This window comes from Neisseria mucosa (assembly GCF_013267835.1).
GTDB lineage: Bacteria > Pseudomonadota > Gammaproteobacteria > Burkholderiales > Neisseriaceae > Neisseria.
Map to the genome: position 1 here is coordinate 1,486,428 of NZ_CP053939.1, position 21,424 is coordinate 1,507,851.

The 21,424-nt window shown below is 52.1% G+C and carries 19 protein-coding genes; all 19 read left to right on the forward strand.

The features are described 5' to 3' along the window. Positions 1 to 18: 18 nt before the first annotated feature. The 19 genes from FOC66_RS07010 to FOC66_RS07100 all read left to right on the forward strand — a co-directional run bounded on the left by FOC66_RS07010 (position 19) and on the right by FOC66_RS07100 (position 21,420). Positions 19 to 861: a class II glutamine amidotransferase gene (locus FOC66_RS07010; RefSeq protein ID WP_003748976.1), complete on the forward strand. Its 843-nt coding sequence runs from the start codon at positions 19 to 21 to the stop codon at positions 859 to 861. A gap of 200 nt (positions 862 to 1,061) precedes the next feature. Next, entirely contained in the window at positions 1,062 to 1,514 is a 453-nt protein-coding gene (gene nrdR / locus FOC66_RS07015) for a transcriptional regulator NrdR (protein WP_003748978.1), read from the forward strand. 14 nt (positions 1,515 to 1,528) lie between these two features. Continuing rightward, entirely contained in the window at positions 1,529 to 2,632 is a 1,104-nt protein-coding gene (gene ribD, locus FOC66_RS07020) for a bifunctional diaminohydroxyphosphoribosylaminopyrimidine deaminase/5-amino-6-(5-phosphoribosylamino)uracil reductase RibD (RefSeq protein WP_003748981.1), read from the forward strand. A gap of 550 nt (positions 2,633 to 3,182) precedes the next feature. Continuing rightward, a complete protein-coding gene (locus tag FOC66_RS07025) occupies positions 3,183 to 4,490 on the forward strand; it encodes a nucleotide sugar dehydrogenase (RefSeq protein WP_003748983.1) in 1,308 nt (435 codons plus the stop codon). Positions 4,491 to 4,659: 169 nt separating this feature from the next. Beyond that, the gene (locus tag FOC66_RS07030; protein ID WP_003748985.1) at positions 4,660 to 6,087 is read left to right on the forward strand and encodes an oligosaccharide flippase family protein; all 1,428 of its coding nucleotides are present in this window, start codon (positions 4,660 to 4,662) and stop codon (positions 6,085 to 6,087) included. Positions 6,088 to 6,129: 42 nt separating this feature from the next. Further along, the gene (locus tag FOC66_RS07035) at positions 6,130 to 7,440 is read left to right on the forward strand and encodes an O-antigen ligase family protein (protein ID WP_003748987.1); all 1,311 of its coding nucleotides are present in this window, start codon (positions 6,130 to 6,132) and stop codon (positions 7,438 to 7,440) included. Further along, entirely contained in the window at positions 7,437 to 8,507 is a 1,071-nt protein-coding gene (locus tag FOC66_RS07040; RefSeq protein WP_003748989.1) for a glycosyltransferase family 4 protein, read from the forward strand. Before FOC66_RS07035 ends, FOC66_RS07040 begins: the two co-directional genes overlap by 4 nt. Positions 8,508 to 8,520: 13 nt before the next feature. Continuing rightward, complete coding sequence (locus FOC66_RS07045) at positions 8,521 to 9,693, forward strand: glycosyltransferase (RefSeq protein WP_003748991.1); 1,173 nt, start codon at positions 8,521 to 8,523, stop codon at positions 9,691 to 9,693. Next, the gene (locus FOC66_RS07050) at positions 9,686 to 10,303 is read left to right on the forward strand and encodes a sugar transferase (RefSeq protein WP_036492790.1); all 618 of its coding nucleotides are present in this window, start codon (positions 9,686 to 9,688) and stop codon (positions 10,301 to 10,303) included. The genes FOC66_RS07045 and FOC66_RS07050 overlap by 8 nt, the downstream gene beginning before the upstream one ends. Further along, positions 10,290 to 11,264 (forward strand): ATP-grasp domain-containing protein, encoded by a 975-nt coding sequence (locus FOC66_RS07055; RefSeq protein ID WP_070615868.1) that lies wholly within the window; start codon positions 10,290 to 10,292, stop codon positions 11,262 to 11,264. The genes FOC66_RS07050 and FOC66_RS07055 overlap by 14 nt, the downstream gene beginning before the upstream one ends. Further along, the gene (locus FOC66_RS07060) at positions 11,257 to 11,949 is read left to right on the forward strand and encodes an HAD family hydrolase (protein WP_003748994.1); all 693 of its coding nucleotides are present in this window, start codon (positions 11,257 to 11,259) and stop codon (positions 11,947 to 11,949) included. Before FOC66_RS07055 ends, FOC66_RS07060 begins: the two co-directional genes overlap by 8 nt. Before the next feature lie 13 nt (positions 11,950 to 11,962). Further along, complete coding sequence (locus FOC66_RS07065) at positions 11,963 to 12,742, forward strand: methionyl-tRNA formyltransferase (RefSeq protein ID WP_003748995.1); 780 nt, start codon at positions 11,963 to 11,965, stop codon at positions 12,740 to 12,742. After that, entirely contained in the window at positions 12,735 to 13,910 is a 1,176-nt protein-coding gene (locus FOC66_RS07070; RefSeq protein ID WP_003748998.1) for a DegT/DnrJ/EryC1/StrS family aminotransferase, read from the forward strand. The genes FOC66_RS07065 and FOC66_RS07070 overlap by 8 nt, the downstream gene beginning before the upstream one ends. 109 nt (positions 13,911 to 14,019) lie before the next feature. Continuing rightward, positions 14,020 to 15,921 (forward strand): polysaccharide biosynthesis protein, encoded by a 1,902-nt coding sequence (locus FOC66_RS07075; protein WP_003749000.1) that lies wholly within the window; start codon positions 14,020 to 14,022, stop codon positions 15,919 to 15,921. A 43-nt stretch (positions 15,922 to 15,964) separates the two neighbouring features. Then, positions 15,965 to 17,092 (forward strand): polysaccharide export protein, encoded by a 1,128-nt coding sequence (locus FOC66_RS07080; protein ID WP_003749002.1) that lies wholly within the window; start codon positions 15,965 to 15,967, stop codon positions 17,090 to 17,092. A 169-nt stretch (positions 17,093 to 17,261) separates the two neighbouring features. Next, the gene (locus tag FOC66_RS07085) at positions 17,262 to 17,711 is read left to right on the forward strand and encodes a low molecular weight protein-tyrosine-phosphatase (protein ID WP_003749004.1); all 450 of its coding nucleotides are present in this window, start codon (positions 17,262 to 17,264) and stop codon (positions 17,709 to 17,711) included. A 26-nt stretch (positions 17,712 to 17,737) separates the two neighbouring features. Next, positions 17,738 to 19,897, forward strand: coding sequence for a polysaccharide biosynthesis tyrosine autokinase (locus FOC66_RS07090; RefSeq protein WP_003749006.1), 2,160 nt, complete (start codon positions 17,738 to 17,740; stop codon positions 19,895 to 19,897). Positions 19,898 to 20,032: 135 nt separating this feature from the next. Beyond that, on the forward strand, positions 20,033 to 21,022 hold the full coding sequence (locus FOC66_RS07095) for an NAD(P)H-dependent glycerol-3-phosphate dehydrogenase (protein WP_003749007.1): 990 nt from the start codon (positions 20,033 to 20,035) through the stop codon (positions 21,020 to 21,022). Positions 21,023 to 21,096: 74 nt separating this feature from the next. Beyond that, complete coding sequence (locus FOC66_RS07100; RefSeq protein WP_036494022.1) at positions 21,097 to 21,420, forward strand: hypothetical protein; 324 nt, start codon at positions 21,097 to 21,099, stop codon at positions 21,418 to 21,420. The last annotated feature ends 4 nt before the right edge of the window (positions 21,421 to 21,424 follow it).

The following is a 21,424-nucleotide window of genomic DNA, read 5'->3' on the forward strand; positions in this document are numbered from 1 at the left end:
AAAATAAAGGTTAACACCATGTGCCAACTGCTCGGCATGAATTGCAACACTCCCACAGACATCATGTTTTCTTTTGAAGGCTTCCGCCGTCGCGGCGGCATTACCGACCACCACGCCGACGGCTTCGGTATCGGCTTTTTCGAAGGCAAAGGCGTGCGCTTGTTTCACGACGACAAACCCAGCGCCAACTCGCCCGTTGCCGACTTGGTACGCGCCTACCAAATCAAATCTAAAAACGTTATCGCCCATATCCGCAAGGCCTCACAAGGCCAGACCTCATTGGCAAACACTCATCCCTTCATGCGCGAGATGTGGGGCGAATATTGGCTGTTTGCCCACAACGGTCATTTAATTGATTTTTTTCCCGAGCAGGGCGAGTACTACCATGCCGTCGGCTCAACCGATTCCGAACGCGCGTTCTGCTTTATTCTCAACCGCCTGCGCAGCCGCTTTGCCACCAAGCCCGAACCTGAAGTTTTGTTTGACGCCATTGCCGGCCTGACCCATGAAATCCGCCGCTACGGCTTGTTTAATTTCGTGATGTCCAACGGCGACTGCCTGTTTGCCCACGCCAGCACCTTGCTGCACTACATCGTGCGCAAAGCCCCGTTTGGCAAAGCACGCCTGCTGGACGATGATGTCATGGTCGATTTTTCAGAAGTGACCACCCCGAACGATAAAGTTTCTGTCATCGCCACCCTGCCCCTGACGCGCGATGAAACCTGGTCGCAATTGGCAGTCAATGAATTGGTGATGTTTCAAGACGGCGACATTGTCCTCAGCGACCGCCCCGACAATCCGGTTTACATGAGCGCGGAAGAAGGTTTGGAAATCGCCCGTGCCGTCGGCGTATCGGTTTGACGTGTGATTGACTGAAAAACACAAGGCCGTCTGAAAAGCCCGACTTCGCCAAAGCTGCCCTTTCAGACGGCCTTTTTATACCTAAATTCTACGCAAAAGCCTTTACTATACGAAAATAACGCAATCCGCTACAATAATAGTTCACAAACAATAAATTCAATTGCTTAGCGACCTTGCCGAGCGTATGACAAGGAAACCCGATGAAGTGCCCGTTTTGCCAACACCCCAACACTCAAGTAACCGACTCGCGATGGCTGGAAGACACCAACAGCATCCGTCGCCGCCGCAAATGCTTGGAATGCGGACAACGCTTCAGCACTTTTGAAACCGTTGAAATGCGGATGCCGCAAGTCATCAAATCCAACGGCACACGGGTTCCCTTTAATCCGCACAAACTGCAGACCAGCCTTGAGCGCGCGCTGCACAAACGCCCTGTCACGCAAGAACAAATCGACGAAACCGTTGCCCTGATCGAGCAGCGCCTCTACCGTTTGGGCAAAAAAGAAGTCGCTTCGCGCATCGTCGGCGAAATGGCGATGGAGGAGCTGGCAAAAATCGACCAAGTCGCTTATGTCCGCTTCGCGTCCGTCTATAAAAGCTTTAAAGACGTTTCCGAATTCACCCAAGTCATCGCCGAATGCAAAGCCAAATAAGGCCGTCTGAAACCATGTTTTCCGCACTTGATACCCAAATGATGCAAACCGCCCTCGAGCTGGCCAAGCTTGGGCGGTTTTCTACTTCCCCCAATCCCCGCGTAGGTTGCGTGATTGCACACGGCGCCCAAATCGTCGGACAAGGTTTCCACGTCAAAGCAGGCGAGCCGCACGCTGAAGTTCACGCCTTGAGGCAGGCCCAAGCGGCGGCAAAAGGCGCAACAGCCTATGTCACGCTGGAGCCTTGCAGCCATTACGGCCGCACGCCGCCATGCGCCGAAGCGCTGATTCATTCCGGCGTAGCACGTGTGGTCGCCTCCATGACTGACCCTAACCCATTGGTCGCAGGCAAAGGTTTGTCCATGCTGGAAGCCGCCGGAATCCGTACCGAAAGCGGTTTGCTGGAAGCGCAGGCGCGCGAGCTCAACCGCGGTTTCCTATCGCGTATCGAACGCGGCAGACCGTTTATCCGCCTCAAATGCGCCGCCAGTTTGGACGGCAAAACCGCTCTTTCAGACGGCCGCAGCTTTTGGATTACCGGCGAAGCGGCGCGCGAAGACGTACAAATTCTCCGCGCCGAAAGTTGCGCCGTTTTGACCGGTATCGGCACCGTACTTGCCGACAACCCGAAACTCAACGTCCGCAGCTTCCCCACCCTGCGCCAGCCTGCGCGCATCGTCTTAGACAGCCGTCTGCAAATCCCTTTGGACTGCCACCTCGTGACCGATACCGACAGCCCGACCGTTATCGTTACCCTTTCCTCAGACGAAAAACGTTTGCAGGCGCTGGGTAAATTTGAACATATCCGCATCATCAGGCCGTCTGAACACATCAACGGCCGCATCAATCTTCCTTCCCTCATGCCGCAACTGGCAGAGCTTGGCTTTGGCGAAGTTCTGGCAGAAGCCGGCTCAACACTTGTCTCAGCCTTCCTGAAGGATGACTTGGTGGATGAAATCGTCCTCTACCAAGCGCCGAAACTGTTAGGCGCAGGCAAACCTCTATTCTCCCTCCCTGAAAATCCGGCCGCCCTACTTTCAGACGGCCCCTGGCTGAGTCAATCGGTAGAAATCATCGGGCAGGACATTAAATGGGTTCTACGGAAAAAATCCGTCTGATTGCTTGTCATAAATAATTTAATTATTTTCAATAGAGTTATTCTATTGTTTATATAGCAATAAATGTGATTTATTCATCAATCTATTATAATGACTATAGCGTATTTCAATTTAAAACTTTGACTTAGGCTCATTATAATTAACCTGATTGTCAACAAAATTCTTTTTTCTTCACAAAACAATAAACTTTTAAAATAAGTTAAGCCGAGAAAATTTATTAAAAGTTTTTATTCTAGAAGGGTTTTAAACGGCATAACCGACAGCTTGATTTCATGAACCAAGCATTTGACAGAAAAATATCCAAAATTAAAACATGTAGTTGCATAAAACCTTTTAAAATTAAATATTCGAAAATACCGTTTCCATACCTCAGAGGCCGTCTGAACGACCGTTAAACTTTTTTGATTGAGACGAATCTGATAAATGCTTATGATTTCGTCTGCTGGGATTATAAGTACGGTTTTGAGGCTTCACACGATACGGCAGCAGCAAACAACTCAGGCATCGGGCAAACACTCCCGATTTACTCATTCATTACACGAAAGACATCATGAAAAACATTACGATACAAAAATTTGCCGATAAGACCGCAAAAATCGGCATCGTCGGCTTAGGCTACGTCGGTTTACCACTGATGCTGCGCTATGTGGACATCGGTTACCAAGTTTTGGGTTTCGACATCGACAAAACCAAAGTTGACAAGCTCAACAAAGGCGAAAGCTACATCGAGCATATTCCTGCCGAAAAAATCGCCGCCGCTTCAAACAGCCTGTTTGAAGCAACGACCGACTTCTCCCGTATCGGCGAAGTAGAAGCCGTGATTTTGTGCGTACCGACTCCGCTGAACAAATACCGCGAACCGGACATGAGCTTCGTTATCGACACTACCGACGCGGTCAAACCTTACCTGCGCGCCGGTCAAGTGCTGTCCTTGGAATCCACTACCTACCCCGGCACTACCGAAGAAGAATTGCTGCCACGCATGGAAGAAGGCGGCTTGAAAGTCGGTCAAGACGTGTTCTTGGTTTACTCTCCTGAGCGCGAAGACCCGGGTAACCCTAACTTTGAAACCCGTACCATCCCCAAAGTCATCGGCGGCCATACCCCTGCTTGTTTGGAAGTCGGCCTGGCACTGTACCAACCCGCCATCGATAAAGTTGTTCCGGTAAGCTCCACCAAAGCGGCCGAGCTGACCAAACTTTTGGAAAACATCCACCGCGCCGTAAACATCGGCTTGGTGAACGAGATGAAAATCGTTGCCGATAAAATGGGCATCGACATTCACGAAGTCATCAATGCCGCCGCAACCAAACCGTTCGGCTTCGTTGCTTATTACCCGGGCCCCGGCTTGGGCGGCCACTGTATCCCTATCGACCCGTTCTACCTGACTTGGAAAGCCCGCGAATACGGCGTAAACACCCGCTTCATCGAGCTGGCAGGTGAAGTGAACTCCCACATGCCCGACTACGTTATCGAAAAAGTCGGCCTGGCTTTGAACGACCACAACCGTTCCATCAAAGACAGCAAAATCTTGGTATTGGGTATCGCCTACAAGAAAAACGTGGACGATATGCGTGAAAGCCCCTCTGTGGAAGTGATGGACCGCCTGCACAAATTGGGCGCTGTGGTTTCCTACTCCGACCCGCACGTTCCAGAGTTCCCACACATCCCCGGCCACCACTACTTCGATTTGAAGAGTGAAGCGCTGACCCCTGAAACTGTCGCCCAATACGACTGCGTGGTTCTGACCACCGATCACGACAAATTCGACTATGACATGATCACCGAACATGCCAAACTGATTGTCGATACGCGTGGCAAATTCCCAGTGAAAAATCCTAAAGTCATCAAAGCATAATCTTGCTTCAGACGCATCCGGCTGCCTCCGGTTTCCCCGACTGGGACGGCGGCCGGTTTCCCAAGGCCATTTGTTTTTTCAGACGGCCTTGGGAAACCGGCAACGGTAACAACGCATCTCTTACGAAAAACGCTCAGCTCGAACTTCCGGCCGTCTGAAAACAAATAATATGAACGCGAAAAAAATCCTCGGCTACGCATTGGGCCCGATAGGAAGCGCCGCTTTCGGCCTGCTTTCCCTGCCGCTCATCTCATGGTACTTCCCTGCGGAAGACATCGGCCGTATCGTACTCTTGCAGACCATTGCCGGACTGAGCATCCTGTTGCTGGGCCTGGGGCTGGACCAATCCTATATTCGCGACTATTACGCCGTTAAAGACAAGGCCGCGCTGTTCAAATCCGTTTTTTTATCGCCATTGATTCTGACGGTGGCGGTTGTGGTTTTAGTGTTGCTGATAAACGCATCATGGCCGTCTGAAATCATTTTCGACATCCCCAGTGCGAATTTGGGGATTCTTTTCCTGATTTTCTTGGCCACCACGCTGATTATCCGTTTTTTAGCCTTGATTTTGCGAATGAAAGAGCAGGCATTGGCTTTTTCACTTAGCCAGCTTGCGCCGAAATTTTTGATTTTGGTATTGGTTTTTGCCGTGATCGCTTCCGGCCTGCCCGCCAATACGACTTCGCTGGTTTTTGCCTACACCGCCGCCCAAGTGCTGACCGTTGCGCTGTTGATCTATCAACTGCGCCGAGACCTGCAAGCCGTTTCCCATGCGAAATGGTCGCCTGAGCTGCATCGGGACGGCCTGCGCTACGGCCTGCCGCTGGCATTCGGCAACTTGGCCTATTGGGGTTTGACTTCGATTGACCGTTTTGTCCTCAAAAATATCTCGGGCTTGGACGAGTTGGGTATTTATTCGATGGCAGTCAGCTTTGGCGCCGTCGCCTTGATTTTCCAAAGCGTGTTCTCCACCATTTGGGCGCCTTTGGTGTTTAAATGGGTGGAAGAAAAAACCAATCTGGACAAAATTGGCGACATCACGCTTTCCATGACCGTCTTCATCAGTGCAATGATTTGCCTTATCGGGATTTTCTCGCCGATGGCGACTTGGATACTGCCGGAAAAATACACGCAGGTTCAATTTATCCTGCTCTCGTGTATGCTCTTCCCCCTGTTTTACACGCTGACCGAAGTCAGCGGCATCGGTTTGAACGTCGTCCGCTCGACTTGGCTGATTACCGCCATCAACATCGTTGCCTTTATCGCCAATACCGCCCTGCTCTATCTGCTGGTGCCGAAATTCGGTGCAAAAGGTGCGGCTATGGCCAGCGCAACGGCTTTTTGGCTGTTTTTCATCTTGAAAACCGAATTCTCTTCACGCCTGTGGCAGCCTTTGCCGCGCCTGAAGATTTATACCAACTCAACGCTCTGTCTGATGATCTGCCTTGCCTACACTTGGCTGGGTACGCGCGACAACTATATTTGGTTTGCGCTGGCATGGGCAGTCGGACTGGGTTTCCTGTTCCTAAAATACAAACACGCATTATTTGCCGCGACCGAAAAAATCAAAGTCAAATTAAACCGTTCGGCAAAATAGCCAACCTGAGATTCACGTCTCTACGATAACAACAGCACGACTATGAAAATAAAACGTCTGAACTTATACACTTACATCCTCTACATCATGCTCGCAGCCTATATGCTGGGGCCCGCGCTGTCCTTTAAGGTCGGCGTGCCGCGTATCGACAACCCCTTGACCCTGATATTTGTACTGCTTGGTTTTGTCGTATTTTTTCTGGAAAGCAAGCATATTCCGCGCAAGATTTTCGCTATGCTCTGCGCCCTGACCGCCATGTGCATCTGGCCTGCCATCCACATGGGCATTACGTCGCTGACGCCGACGCAGTACATGGATATTTTGTTTTTTATGGCGGTTCCGGCTTTCTTCTACTTGTTTTACCAAGTATTGAAGCGCGCCGACGACCCTTTGAGGACAATTCAGAAGTTCCTCGTCGTATTTACGCTGTTTATCGCCGTGCCGCCGTTTGCAGAGCTGGCCACCGGTATTCAGTTTGTGAGTGCCAGCGATGAGTTGGCTATTGATGAAGGCTCGCTCAAAGGCTTGTTCTTTAACCCGAACAACCTTGCCGCCACCGCAGTCTGCCTTGCGCCTGCCATTTTGTTTTTCTTCCAACTCCAAGGACGGAAACACAAAGAAAAACTGCTGGGCTGGGGCTTGTTCCTGCTGTTGGGCATGGCCATTTTCGCCAGCGTATCGCGTACCGCCATCGGCTGTTACCTGTTGATTTTGCTGGTTTATACGGCCTATCGCAAAAACGGTTTTATTACGGTCGGCGTGGCAGGCCTGCTGGCGTTGGTATTGTCGATGATTCCGTCTCGCGCGATTGCGGAATTTTTGCTCTCACTCAACGGCAACCAGTTTTTGGAACGCTTTTCCAGCCGCGTGTACCTCTTCCTGTACGACTTGGGCAGCGACAACTCCGTGTCCTACCGTCAGGAGATTTACAACTACTTCTGGAACAATCCGCCCCTGCTGCTGACCGGCTATGGTCCTAAAAACTTCCGTGAATATTTCGGCGGCCATTTGAGCGGCAGCTTGGGCTTTGAAAACCCACACAGCTTCATCATCGAGCTGTATCTGGGTTTCGGCATGATTTCCCTGCTCGGCTTTATTGCCTTTGTGGCGTGTTATTTCCTCTACACCGCCTCAAACCGCGCAATAACCGGCAAATCGCGCGTTTTGGCTTGGGTTGCCTTGGGCATTTTCCTGCTGGCCGGTTTTATTCCGTCCACCATTTTGCGTATGCCGTTTATCTGGCTGCCCTGCCTGCTGATTTTTATTTACAGCGTATTTGTCGCGCCCAAGCTGAAAGATATGGCCGCTTACGCATACGACGAAACACTATACGATACGAAGAAACCATCATGAAAATCATCCTGACTACCTCCATGTCCGGCCTCGGTGGCACTGAAAACGCCACTTTCCGCCTCGGCCGCCTGCTCAAACAACGCGGACACGATATCGTATTGGCCTCTTCAGACGGCCCTTTGATTCAGGAAGCGCAAGCATTGGGCATCCGTTGGCAGCCGATTGATTTTTACCAAGGCGGTCTTTTGGGTTACATCAAAGGCATGTTTGCCTACATGAAACTGCTGAAAAAAGAGAAACCTGATGTGATTCACTGCCAAATGGCGCGTATCGTTCCGGCCTGCGCCATTGCGGCCAAGTTTGCCTCGCCGAAAACCAAAGTGTTCTACCACGCACGCGGCCTTGATCCGGAAACTTATCCGAAAATTGCCAAGCTTTTCGACAAGCTGGGCGTGTACATCATCGGCAACTGCAAACACGAACGCGAAAAACTCATCCGTTACGGTTTCCCTGCCAACCGCATCACCTACACTTACAACGCCCTGCACAAAGCGGATTACGTTCCTGAAAAAACAGTCAAAGACTATGTCCAACTGGGCACGCTTTCCCGTTTGGACACCGTCCGCGCCGTGCATTTAATGCTGGATATTTTGAAGAAAATGGTTGACCGCGGTATGCCTGTACGCCTTAACGTTGCAGGCATCGGCGAAGAAATGGACAACCTCAAAGCCCAAGCCAAACGTTTGTGCATCGAAGACAAAGTTACCTTCCTCGGCGGCGTCCGCGACTTGACCGGCTACTTCAAAGATGTGGATATTTTGGTGAACACGCCGCATTGCGTGGGCGACCACGGCGCAGGCGTCGGCAACAATATTTTGGAAGCCGGCCTTTACGACACACCTGTCGTGACCTACAACATGGCGGGCATTTCCGAAATGGTCATCACCGGCCAAACCGGCTACTGCATTCCTTTCGGCGATGAAGAAGCATTTATCGAAGCCGTCGATACACTCATCAAGCATCCAGAGCTGCGCGGTCAAATGGGCAAAGCCCTGCACAAACACGTCGAAACTTTATGCTCCGACGACGAAATCTACCGCACCACCATGGCTGCGTACGAAATGTAAGGCCGTCTGAAACATGAACATTACCATCGTCGCCCCTTATTGCTCGCTGCCGTCCGAGCCGCATTTCAACCGCTTCTGGTATCTTGCCGAGCTGTTGTCGCAGTCGCATGACGTGTTGCTGATTACCAGCAACTTCAAGCACTACGACAAATCTTTCAGACGGCCCGAAGATGCCGAGGCCGCCTCACAAGGCCGTCTGAAAGTCATGCTGTTGGAAGAAAGCGGATACAGCAAAAACGTGTCTTTAGGGCGCGTGACCAGCCATCACCGCTTCGTCAAACATTTTGAAAAATGGTTGGAAAACTGCCGTCCGGGAGAACAAGACGTCGTCTTTTCCGCCTATCCGCTGATTGCCACCAACCTGCTCTTGGGCAAACACAAAGCGCGTTTGGGCTACAAGCTGATTATCGATGTGCAGGACGTATGGCCGGAGTCCTTCTCCTCGGTCGTACCTTTTTTGAAAAAAGTACCGCACAACCTGCTGCCTTTTGCTTCACGCGCCAACCAAGCCTACCGCTACGCCGACGCGCTGGTTGCCGTATCGCAGACTTATCTCGACCGCGCCAAAGAAGCCAATCCGAATGTACCCGGCGAAGTCGTCTATATCGGCGCGGATTTTCCGAAACTCGATGCCGCGCCTGCCAAAGATTTCGGCGACGACAAAACCCGCTTCTTCTACTTGGGCACGCTCAGTTACAGCTATGACGTGGAAACCGTGTGCAAAGGTGTTCGCAAGCTGTTGGATGCCGGCGAAAACGTCGAGTTGCACATCATGGGCGGCGGCCCCGATTTAGACAGGCTCAAACAATATGCCTGCGACGGCATCAAGTTTTACGGCTACATTCCTTACGCCGAAATGATGTCGGTCGCCAAGGGCTGCGACATCTCCGTCAACGCCATCCACTCTTACGCCATGCAGTCGATTACCAATAAACTGTCCGACTATATGGCTTTGCAAAAACCGATTCTGAACAGCCAGGTCAACGACGAAGTTGCCGAAGTCCTCACCCTGCTGCCGCATGCAAACTACCGTTCCGGCGATGTGGAAAGCTTCGTTAAAGCCGCCAAAGATATTTTGAAGCGCAAAGACGATCCTGTTCAGTCCGAAGAAATCGTCCGCTGCTTCAAGCGCGACGTTGCCTATCAAAAAATCGTCAACCTGATTGAAAGATTAGCTCATGAATAAATTTTTCAAACGCCTGTTTGACATTGTTGCCTCCGCCTCAGGGCTGATTATCCTGTCGCCTGTGTTTTTGATTTTGGTGTACCTCATCCGCAAAAACTTAGGCTCGCCCGTGTTCTTCATCCAAGAGCGGCCGGGTAAAGACGGCAAGCCGTTTAAAATGATTAAATTCCGCTCCATGCGCGATGCAATCGATAAAGACGGAAATCCACTCCCGGACAGCGAACGCCTGACCGATTTCGGCAAAAAATTACGTGCCACCAGCTTGGACGAACTTCCTGAATTATGGAATGTCTTAAAAGGCGAGATGAGTCTGGTTGGCCCTCGTCCGCTGCTGATGCACTACCTGCCGTTGTACAACGACTTCCAAAACCGCCGCCACGAAATGAAACCGGGCGTGACCGGTTGGGCGCAAGTCAATGGCCGCAACGCCATTTCATGGGACGAAAAGTTCGCCCACGATGTTTGGTATATCGACCACTTCAGCTTCTGGCTGGATATTAAAATTTTGTTCCTGACGGTTAAAAAAGTCTTCGTCAAAGAAGGCATCTCAGCCGAAGGAGAAGCCACTATGCCTTATTTCACGGGTAATAAAACTGATGAAAAAAAATAACATACTGATTCTGTCGGCAGGCCGCCGCGTCGAATTGGTGCAGGACTTCCAAACCGAAGCCGCACGTTTTTCAGACGGCATCGGCGTATTTGCCACCGACCTCAATCCCCACATGTCTTCAGCCTGTCATGTCGCCGACCGCGCTTTCAGCGTACCGCGCATCGACGCAGCCGAATACATCGACAGCATTTTCGAACTGGCCAAACAACACAACATCGGCCTGATTGTGCCGACCATCGATACCGAACTGCTCAAGCTGGCCGAAGCACGCGACCGTTTTGAAGCCGAAGGAATACACATCGTCATTTCCGACGCCAAACTGATTACCCTGTGCCGCGACAAGCGCCTGACCGCAGGCCTGTTTGCACAATACGGCATCCGTTCGCCTGAAATTTACGAACGGGACCGCCTGGCCTTCCCGTGTTTTGCCAAGCCTTATGACGGCAGCCGCGCCATCGGTGCGAAAAAAATCAACACACCGGCCGATCTGACTGCCGACATTGCCGAAGATCCGAAAATGATGTTCGCCCAATACATCGATATTGAAAATACTTTTTCCGAGTTTACCGTCGATATGTATTACGACCGTCAAGGCCGTCTGAAATGCGCCATTCCTCGCGAACGCTTGGAAGTGCGCACCGGCGAAGTCAGCAAAGGCGCGACCCGGCGCAATGCCCTGTACGAAGAGTTGGTTGAAAAAATGGCCGTATTGGAAGGCGCACGCGGTTGCATTACCGCGCAATTCTTCGTCAGCAAAACCGACAATACGACCTACGGCGTGGAAATCAATCCGCGTTTCGGCGGCGGTTTCCCACTGACCTACGCCGCAGGCGGCAACTATCCGGGCTGGCTGATTCAAGAATACATCGGCGGCCAAGACATTCCCTTCTCCGACGACTGGGAAAACAATTTAATCATGCTTCGTTATGATGCTAAGGTTTTGGTAAGAGAACATGATTAAGCCGGAAGAATCCGTCATCGTTTTTGACCTTGACGATACGCTTTACTCCGAACATGACTACAAATGCTCCGGAATACGGGCAGTTGTAGAGATGATTACGTCGCTTTATCCGCAATACAATGCCGGCGTACTATATGAAATTGCCGACAATAAAAGTAAAGACTGGCTCGACAATTTGTGTCATCATTGCAAATTAAACGAATCAGAGAAACAATCACTCTTGTGGCAATATCGACTGCATCGGCCTGCCATCCGACCCTATGTCGAACCGTCTTTTTTACGGAAGCTGATGCGCCCTTTTGCCGCACGCGCCCTGATTACAGACGGCCGCAGCCTGACACAGCGGTTGAAAATACAGGCCTTGGGCCTGACCGATTTGTTTGACGACATTTTGATTTCGGAAGCCACACAATCGGAAAAGCCCGACGACAAGCGTTTCGTTTTCCTGCAAAACAAATATCCGGCCGCAAAACGTTTTATTTACATCGGCGACAACATCAAAAAAGATTTTGTCGCACCCAACAAACTGGGTTGGCTCTCCATAGGCATCATGCCTAAGCCGCACAATATTCATCAAGCCGAGCCCGAGCAATACGGCCGCGAATACCAGCCCACCCTTTGGATAAACACCCTGGAAGAATTGACTACACTGACAACTTCCGCCACCGAAAAAGCAAATGCATAAGGGACATTTCTCCATGAAAATCTTATTTATGGGTCGTAAACAGGTTTCCGCCAACCTGCTTCGTTTTTTGACCAAACAAGACCATATCGAAATCGTCGGCGTTTTGACCGACAGCCATCTGCAAGGCTCGCCGACCGCGGCTGCCGCGCAGGAATTGGGTCTGCCCCTGTACACCTTCGATACGGCTTTGGAAGCAATGCGTGAAGGCCGTCTGAAATACGATTTGGGCTTGTCCGTCCTTTACTGGCGCAAGCTGCGTGATGAATTCCTGAGCATTCCGACTTTGGGCACGATCAACTTCCACCCTGCGCTGTTGCCCGAATACAAAGGCACAGGCGGCTACAACCTGGCCATCATGGACGAACTGGACCAATGGGGCAACACCGCCCACTACGTTGATGCCTCCATCGACACTGGCGAAATCATCGAAGTGGACCGCTTCCCCATCGACGCCGAAACAGAAACCGCCCAATCGCTCGAACGCAAAACCATGCAGGCGCTGGAGCCGTTCGCACAACGCATCATCGCCCGCGCCATCGAGTCGAAAACCAAATTGCCGACCACGCCCAACATCGGCGGCCGCTACGTCAGCCGCGACGAAATGGAAGCCATGAAGCAAATCCTCGACGGCGACAATATCGAGAAGAAAATCCGCGCCTTCTGGTTCCCCCCTTACGACGGCGCATACGTCGAAATCAACGGTCAGAAATACACCCTGATCAACCGCCAACTGCTGGAAGAAATCGCCCCCAAAGGCTCAACCAGTCTTTTTGCAGGAAAAACAAATGCTTAATACATCACTCTCCCCATGGCCAAGCTTTACTCAAGAAGAAGCCGATGCCGTTTCCAAAGTCCTGCTGTCCAACAAAGTCAACTACTGGACAGGTACGGAATGTCGCGAATTTGAAAAAGAATTTGCTGCCTTTGTCGGCACGCAATATGCCGTCGCCCTTTCCAACGGTACGTTGGCTTTGGACGTAGCCCTCAAAGCAATGGGTATCGGCCAAGGCGATGATGTGATTGTCACTTCGCGCACCTTCTTGGCTTCCGCATCCTGCATCGTGACCGCCGGCGCCAATCCGGTTTTCGCCGATGTCGATTTAAACAGCCAAAACATCAGCGCCGAAACCATCAAAGCCGCTTTGACGCCAAACACAAAAGCCATCATCGTGGTTCACCTGGCCGGTATGCCTGCCGAAATGGACGACATCATGGCTTTGGCCAAAGAACATAACTTGTGGGTTATCGAAGACTGCGCCCAAGCGCACGGCGCGAAATACAAAGGCAAATCCGTCGGCTCTATCGGCCATGTCGGCGCATGGTCGTTCTGCCAAGACAAAATCATGACCACCGGCGGCGAAGGCGGCATGGTGACCACCAACGACAAAGAGCTGTGGAGCAAAATGTGGTCGTACAAAGACCACGGCAAAAGCTATGACGCCGTGTACCACCGCGAACACGCACCCGGTTTCCGCTGGCTGCACGAAAGCTTCGGTACCAACTGGCGCATGTTGGAAATGCAGGCGGTCATCGGCCGCATCCAGCTCAAACGCATGCCCGAATGGACGGCGCGCCGCCAAGAAAACGCCGCCAAACTGGCTGAAAGCTTGGGCAAATTCGCCAGCATCCGTTTGGTTGAAGTAGCCGACTACATCGAACACGCGCAATACAAGTTCTACGTTTTCGTCAAACCCGAACACCTGAAAGACGGCTGGACGCGTGACCGCATCGTCAGCGAACTGAACGCGCGCAAAGTCCCCTGCTATCAAGGCAGCTGCTCCGAAGTGTATTTGGAAAAAGCCTTCGACAACACGCCTTGGCGTCCGAAAGAGCGGCTGAAAAACGCTGTCCAACTGGGCGACACCAGCCTGATGTTCTTGGTGCACCCGACCCTGACCGATGAAGAAATTGCGTTCTGCAAAGAAAACATAGAAGCCGTATTGACTGAAGCCACGGCATAATCATTTTCAGACGGCCTGCAACTTCAGGCCGTCTGAAAAAAACAAAACAGCCTGCTTCAAACAATCCGTACCAAGCCACATTACAACACTCAGACACGTAAAAAATAAAATGAACTTGGAAACCCTGCTGGCTCTGCCGCGCAATCTAAAAAAAACCTTCTTCGTCATTCACGATATCTTGATGATCTTCGTGGCATTTTGGTTTGCCCAAAGCCTTAAAGTGCAATACTCCGACGAATGGTTGAGTATCGCCAACTGGCTGGCTTTCGGCAGCACCGCGTTGCTGACCATCATCCTTTTCATCCGTATCGGCCTCTACCGTGCCGTTACGCGCTTCGTCAGCGTCCGCGTCCTGACCGCCGCCGCATTCGGCAGCATTATTTCAGCAGTCTTGTTCTGCCTGACCACCCTGGTTTTTGAGCAAAAACTGCACCTTGCCCTGCCCATCGTCTATTTCTTGGTCTTGGTGGTCGGCGTAACCAGCTCGCGCATGATCCTGCGCGCGATTCTGACCGACCACCACCGCAAGCAGATGACCCCCGTCATCATCTACGGCGCAGGCCAATCCGGCCGCCAATTGTTGGAAGCCATCAAACAGGTTAACGAATATTCGGCCATCGCCTTTGTCGATGACAACCCGAAAATCCAACGCACCGTCATCTATGACCTTGCCGTCTACAACCCCAACGAAATCCCGATGCTGATCAGCCGCTACGGCGTCCGCAAAATTCTGCTGGCGATTCCAAGTTCTACGCCTGAAGAACGCAAAGACATCATCCGCCGCCTCGAAGCCTACAAATGCGAAGTCCTGACCATTCCGGGCATGAAGGACTTGGTGGACGGCAAAATCAGCGTCAGCTCATTGAAAAAAATCTCCGTGGTCGATTTGCTCGGCCGCGCCCCTGTGGCACCGCGCCCTGAATTGATGAGCGCCGACATCAGCGACAAAGTCGTGATGGTAACCGGCGCAGGCGGCTCTATCGGCTCCGAACTTTGCCGTCAAATTCTCAACTGCCGTCCGACCAAACTGCTGTTGTTTGAATTGTCCGAATTCGCCCTGTACAGCATAGACAAAGAATTGCGCGAAACCCAAGCCGCGCAAGGCAGCCAAGTCGAAGTCGTACCGCTTCTGGGTTCGGTTCAAAACAAAGAACGCCTCAGCAGCGTCATGAAGGCCTACCAAGTCGATACCGTCTATCATGCCGCAGCCTACAAACACGTCCCTATGGTCGAATTCAACACCATCGAAGGCATTCAAAACAACGTGTTCGGCACACTCTGCTGCGCGCAGGCTGCCGTAGATGCGGGCGTTTCCACCTTTGTTTTGATTTCCACCGACAAAGCTGTCCGTCCGACCAATACCATGGGTGCCAGCAAACGCATGGCCGAACTCTGCCTGCAAGCGCTTGCCGCCGAGCCGGAACAAAAAACACGCTTCTGCATGGTGCGTTTCGGCAATGTATTGGGTTCGTCCGGCTCCGTTGTCCCGGTATTTGAAAAACAAATTGCCGAAGGCGGTCCGATTACCCTGACCCACCAAGACATTACCCGCTACTTCATGACCATTCCCGAAGCGGCGCAACTGGTTATCCAAGCCGGCGCAATGGGTAAAGGCGGCGACGTCTTCGTCCTCGACATGGGCGAATCCGTCAAAATCATCGACCTTGCCCGTCAAATGATTGTCCTCAGCGGCCTCAAAGTCAAAGACGAGCAACACCCGCACGGCGACATCGAAATCAAGATTACCGGCCTGCGCCCGGGCGAGAAACTTTATGAAGAACTGCTCATCGGCGACGAGGTGCAAAAAACCACTCATCCCCGGATTATGACCGCCAGTGAAGTAATGCTTCCATGGACGCAATTATCTGACATACTGTCGGAACTCCAAACCGCTTGTCTCCAAAGCGACCAAAACAGCCTGCGCCAGCTTCTGTTGCGCGCACCGACAGGCTTCGTACCTAAAGACGGTATCTGCGACTTGGTTTGGCAACAAAACAACAAGGCCGTCTGAACATTTTCAGACGGCCCGGACACCATACTGCAAGGACTACTACATGAAAAAAACGCTCTCCCTGCTTACTCTATTTGCACTGGCTGCCTGTAACAGCACGACAGTCATTCCCGGTTCGACCATCAAAACCCGAACCAAAACCATTGTTTACACCGACAACGACACCGCCGCCAATACCAACCTCGACAGCCGCGTTGCCGTTTACCCCATCACGCCCAACCTGATTGAAAAAATGCGTACGCCGCCCGTACTTTCCCAAGCCAACCAAGGCTTGGAACAAAGCAAAAGCGCTTACCGCTACCGCATCGGCAGCGGCGACGTCCTCAACATCATGGTTTGGGCGCACTCCGACCTCAATTCCCCCATCCAACAAAGCAACCCGCAAACCAACCAAGTCAGCCGCGGCGCCTGGGTGGATGAGGGCGGTTACATCACTTACCCGTTGGCAGGCAAAATTCAAGCCAAAGGCAAAACTTTGGACGAATTGCAAAACATCTTGACCAACCTTTTAAGACGCTACATCAAAAACCCTCAAGTCGCCATCAACGTTACCGAGTTCCGCTCGCAACGCGTTTCCGTTTCCGGTGCCATCAACCAAGCCGGCCAATTGCCGATTACCAATATCCCGATGACCATTTTGGATGCTATCAACCAAGCCGGCGGCGTTACCCAAAGCGCCGACACCCAGCACATCAAATGGACGCACAACGGCGTTGACCGCACCATTTCCCTGCAAAATATGCTGCAATACGGCGATATGTCGCAAAACCACCTCCTCAGCCATGGCGACATCGTTTACGTTCCTAACAGCAGCAACAACAAAATCTACATCATGGGCGAAGTCGGCAAACAAGCGACCCTGCCGATCGGCAACCACGGCCTCAACCTGACCCAAGCGCTCGGCGAAGTGGGGGGCATGAACCAAGCCTATGCGGATGCAACCGGCGTATTCGTGATCCGCCGCGTACCTGAAGATGCGGCCAAACCTATCCACATCTACCAGCTCAACCTGAAAGATGCGACCTCTTACGCAATGGGCAGCGAATTCAAACTGCGTTCCGAAGACACCGTTTACGTTACCTCCGCCCCGGTTACCCGTTGGAACCGCGTAATGTCACAAATTACCAACTCCATCAGCAACGTCAACACCCTCGACAATACGTTTAAATAAGCAGTGGCTCCTGCTGTCAGACCTTGTTTGACAGCAGGATACAAAATCACGCACAATCCGACCAAATTACATAAACGGCATATAAAAGCCGTACACACCGCACAAACGGAAAAGCAGTACCTTATAGTCTGACTCACGCTTTTTTCAGACCATAAACCGAAACAATATCATGTACCACAACATACTCATTGTCTGCCTAGGCAACATCTGCCGCTCCCCCACCGCAGAGCGGATTATGCAGAAAAAACTACCCGGCTATCAAATCAGCAGCGCCGGCATAAAAGCACTGGCAGGTAAGGATGCCGATTTCCAAGCCATTAAAACCGCACTCAAACACGGCGTTATCGTTGCAGGCCATACGGCACGCCAACTGACCGCCCAAATGTGCGAACAGGCCGATTTGATTCTCGTCATGGAGCCCAGTCAAATCGACATGGTGGCCGACATCCATCCGCCGGCACGCAGCAAAACCATGCTGTTTGCCCAATGGTTGCCGAAGAAAACCGTACCTGACCCATACAAACAAAGCAGTGAAATGTTTGAAGCCGTTTTCGAACAACTCAATGCTGCCGCAGACACTTGGAAAACCAAACTAAACGGAAAAACTCAACCGGTATAAAACCGGCATGAACAAGAAAGCAAGCAATGAAAAAAACGACCTACACACCTTATAGCGCAGACAACGACGAAATCGACTTCGGCCAACAGCTCCGCGTCATTTGGATGCACAAATACAAAATCCTCGCCGCCCTGCTTGCAGGCGGCATACTCGGCGCAGCCTTCAGCCTGGCATCCACCCCGCAATACCGCGCCGACGCCATGCTGGAAATCGAAACGCGGCAAAACCAAATCCTGACCGAAATCAACAGCATCTTCAACAACCAAACCACGCCGTCTGAAGCAGAAGTCGAGCTGGTTCAATCACGCCTGGTGCTGGGTAAAACCGTTGACGACCTCCAACTCGACCAAGAAGTCAAAGCCAAATACACGCCCGTTATCGGCAGCCTGATGCACAATCTCAGCGGCAACCCCGATCCCAAACTGACCGTCGGCAACTTTACCGTACAAGAAGAATGGTTCAACAAAACCTTCACGCTGACCGTCAAAAACAACAAAGCCTATACCCTCACCCTTCCCGACAAACACGTTGTCGAAGGCAAGGTCGGCGTGCCTCTGAAAATCAACAACCAAACCACCCTCAAAATCGATCAAATCCTGGCCGATCCGGGCCAAGAGTTTGCGTTGACCAAGTTCTCACGCATCAGCGCCATTGAAAACATCCAAAGCAAACTGGCGGTCATCAGCAAAGGTAAAACCAGCCCCATCATCAACCTTACCTTTACCGGCACCGACCCTAAACGCACCAGCGTCATTCTCAACAGCATTGCCGACAACTATGTTGCGCAAAACCGCGAACGCGACGTCCAAGTCGCATCCAGCGGCTTGGCTTTCATCAGCGAAGAATTGCCACGCTTGAAAGAAACCTTGCAAGACGCTGAAAACAAACTCAATGCCTACCGCCAACAATCAGGCTCCCTCGACATCCCACTTGAGTCCAAAGGCGCATTGGAAAGCCTGACCGGCATCGAAACCCAAATTACCCTGCTCAAAACCGAAGAAGCAGGTTTGGCCGAACTGTACACGCAGGAACACCCTTCCTATAAAGCCGTATTGGACAAACTCTCCGTCCTCGAGCGCGCTAAAAACAAAATCAACCAACAAATCGCCGAATTGCCCAATACCCAACAAGAAGTCATCCGCCTGACCCGCGACGTAGAAACCAACCAAGCAACCTACGTCCAACTGTTGAGCAAACAACAAGAGCTCAACATCATGAAAGCCAGTGCGCAAGGCAATGTCCGCATCGTCGATTATGCCTACGTCCCTGAAAATCCGGTTGCACCGCGCAAAGCCGTCATTACACTTCTGAGCGCACTTGCCGCAGGCTCGTTGACCGCTTTGTGGCTGATGATCCGCAACCGCATGAAAAACGGCATTACTTCTTCCGAAGAAATCGAAAACCTCAATTTGGAAGTCGTCGCTCTTGTTCCGCATTCCAAAACCCAGCAAAAACGTGACTTCTTCAAAAACAAATTCAAGAAGACCGGCGGCCGTTCCAACTATCTGCTGGCCAGCGAAGACCGTACCGACACGGCCGTCGAAGCCATCCGCGCCCTGCGTACCAATATCTACTTCTCCATGCTGGACGCACCCAACAACGTCCTCATGATTACCGGCGCCGCGCCTGAAGCAGGCAAGTCCTTTATCTCCGCCAACCTAGCCGCCGTAATGGCGCAATCGGGCAAACGCGTCCTGCTTATCGATACCGATATGCGCAAAGGCTATCTTGACCGACTCTTCGGCCTTACCCCCGAGTTCGGCTTGTCCGACATCCTAAGCGGTAAAGCGGCTCCGGCCAAAGCCGTACAAGAAACCGGCATTGAAAACCTCCACCTCATCAGCAGCGGCAACTATCCCAGCAATCCGTCCGAGCTTTTGATGGACAACCGCTTCAACGAGTTGCTCGCCCACGCGCGCCAACGCTACGATTACGTCATTTTGGACACGCCGCCCGTATTGGCCGTGACCGACGCCGTCATCATCGGCCAACATGCCGGCACCGTCCTGATGATCAGCCGTTATGCGCACACCCGCGCACGAGAGCTTGAGGCCAGCGTCGAACGCCTCAAACAAAACCACATCAACATCAAAGGTGTCGTCCTCAACGGCATGAAGCGCGAAGCCAACAACAGCTACGACTACTACGCCTACGATGCCTACCATTCCGGCAACAATAAATCATAAACTGAAGCAGGCCGTCTGAACTTTCAGACGGCCTGAGGCTTTTTAAACAGTACAAAATGTTTTTCACAAACGCCGCCCTTGCACCCCAAAGCCGTTTGTTTTAAAGTAAGCCCCGTTCCCATATGGAAGAGAAACATGAAAATTACCGTCATCGGCGCAGGTTCGTGGGGTACAGCTCTCGCGTTGCACTTTGCGCACCACAACAATGAAGTCGCCCTTTGGACACGCAATCCCGACCAAATCCGCACCCTGCAAGCAGATCGCGAAAACAAACGCGGCCTGCCCGGCTTCCCTTTCCCCGAGTCCCTGACCGTTTATGCCGATTTGGGCGAAGCGCTGAAAGACAGCCAACTTGCCCTGATCGTTACCTCCGTAGCCGGACTCAGAAGCAGCGCCGAGCTGCTCAAACAACATAACGCCGCCGACATTCCCGTTCTCGCCGCCTGCAAAGGTTTTGAACAAGATACCGGCCTCCTGACTTTCCAAGTACTGAAAGAAGTCCTGCCAAACAATAAAAAAATCGGCGTTCTCTCAGGCCCGAGCTTTGCCCAAGAACTGGCCGCCCAACTGCCTTGCGCCGTCGTTCTCGCCTCCGAAAACAAAGAATGGGTGGAAGAAACCACCGCCCAACTGAACACCAACGTAATGCGCCTGTACGGCAGCACCGACGTCATCGGCGTTGCCGTGGGCGGTGCCGTTAAAAACGTCATGGCGATTGCCACCGGCCTTTCAGACGGCCTCGAATACGGCCTCAATGCACGCGCAGCCCTAGTAACGCGCGGCCTTGCCGAAATCACCCGCCTTGCCATCGCCATGGGCGCGCAACCCAAAACCATGATGGGTTTGGCCGGCATCGGCGACCTTATCCTGACCTGTACCGGCGCACTCTCGCGCAACCGCCGCGTCGGCCTCGGCCTCGCAGAAGGCAAAGAATTGCATCAAGTGCTTGTCGAAATCGGCCACGTTTCCGAAGGCGTCAGCACCATCGAAGAAGTCTTCAATACCGCCGCCAAATACCAAATCGATATGCCCATCACCCAAACCCTGCTGCAACTCATCCGCAAAGAAATGACCCCGCAGCAAGTCGTTGAACGACTGATGGAACGAAGCGCGCGCTTCGAATAAACGGTCGCGCCGTCTGCCATTCAGACGGCCTGACACACAATATGACGGCCATAAGGCCGTCTGAAGGGAAACACATGAACCAATCACTGAACAATCTGGAAATCAACGTTTACCAACTTGTCCAAAAATTTGAAACGCTGGTTTCAGAAAACCGCCGTCTCAACGAAGAAATCGACAGACTCAAACTCGAGCAAGAGCAACAAAAACGCCAACACGACGCGGCCATTGACGAACTCAGCGAAGCCTTGCTGGTTCAAGTCGGCAAACTCAAAGAAGACCTGCAAAGCAAAATTGACAACCTGACTGCCGAAAAAGAAAACTACCGCAACGCGCTGGCCCAAAGTGCAGACCAAATCCGCAGCCTCATTGCCCGATTGCCCCAAGAAACACAACAATAAAAGG

Bases quoted from the DNA above. Each gene is read 5' to 3' on its own strand.
- FOC66_RS07010 (WP_003748976.1), top strand. From the start codon at position 19: ATGTGCCAACTGCTCGGCATGAATTGCAACACTCCCACAGACATCATG.
- nrdR (WP_003748978.1), top strand. From the start codon at position 1,062: ATGAAGTGCCCGTTTTGCCAACACCCCAACACTCAAGTAACCGACTCG.
- ribD (WP_003748981.1), top strand. From the start codon at position 1,529: ATGTTTTCCGCACTTGATACCCAAATGATGCAAACCGCCCTCGAGCTG.
- FOC66_RS07025 (WP_003748983.1), top strand. From the start codon at position 3,183: ATGAAAAACATTACGATACAAAAATTTGCCGATAAGACCGCAAAAATC.
- FOC66_RS07030 (WP_003748985.1), top strand. From the start codon at position 4,660: ATGAACGCGAAAAAAATCCTCGGCTACGCATTGGGCCCGATAGGAAGC.
- FOC66_RS07035 (WP_003748987.1), top strand. From the start codon at position 6,130: ATGAAAATAAAACGTCTGAACTTATACACTTACATCCTCTACATCATG.
- FOC66_RS07040 (WP_003748989.1), top strand. From the start codon at position 7,437: ATGAAAATCATCCTGACTACCTCCATGTCCGGCCTCGGTGGCACTGAA.
- FOC66_RS07045 (WP_003748991.1), top strand. From the start codon at position 8,521: ATGAACATTACCATCGTCGCCCCTTATTGCTCGCTGCCGTCCGAGCCG.
- FOC66_RS07050 (WP_036492790.1), top strand. From the start codon at position 9,686: ATGAATAAATTTTTCAAACGCCTGTTTGACATTGTTGCCTCCGCCTCA.
- FOC66_RS07055 (WP_070615868.1), top strand. From the start codon at position 10,290: ATGAAAAAAAATAACATACTGATTCTGTCGGCAGGCCGCCGCGTCGAA.
- FOC66_RS07060 (WP_003748994.1), top strand. From the start codon at position 11,257: ATGATTAAGCCGGAAGAATCCGTCATCGTTTTTGACCTTGACGATACG.
- FOC66_RS07065 (WP_003748995.1), top strand. From the start codon at position 11,963: ATGAAAATCTTATTTATGGGTCGTAAACAGGTTTCCGCCAACCTGCTT.
- FOC66_RS07070 (WP_003748998.1), top strand. From the start codon at position 12,735: ATGCTTAATACATCACTCTCCCCATGGCCAAGCTTTACTCAAGAAGAA.
- FOC66_RS07075 (WP_003749000.1), top strand. From the start codon at position 14,020: ATGAACTTGGAAACCCTGCTGGCTCTGCCGCGCAATCTAAAAAAAACC.
- FOC66_RS07080 (WP_003749002.1), top strand. From the start codon at position 15,965: ATGAAAAAAACGCTCTCCCTGCTTACTCTATTTGCACTGGCTGCCTGT.
- FOC66_RS07085 (WP_003749004.1), top strand. From the start codon at position 17,262: ATGTACCACAACATACTCATTGTCTGCCTAGGCAACATCTGCCGCTCC.
- FOC66_RS07090 (WP_003749006.1), top strand. From the start codon at position 17,738: ATGAAAAAAACGACCTACACACCTTATAGCGCAGACAACGACGAAATC.
- FOC66_RS07095 (WP_003749007.1), top strand. From the start codon at position 20,033: ATGAAAATTACCGTCATCGGCGCAGGTTCGTGGGGTACAGCTCTCGCG.
- FOC66_RS07100 (WP_036494022.1), top strand. From the start codon at position 21,097: ATGAACCAATCACTGAACAATCTGGAAATCAACGTTTACCAACTTGTC.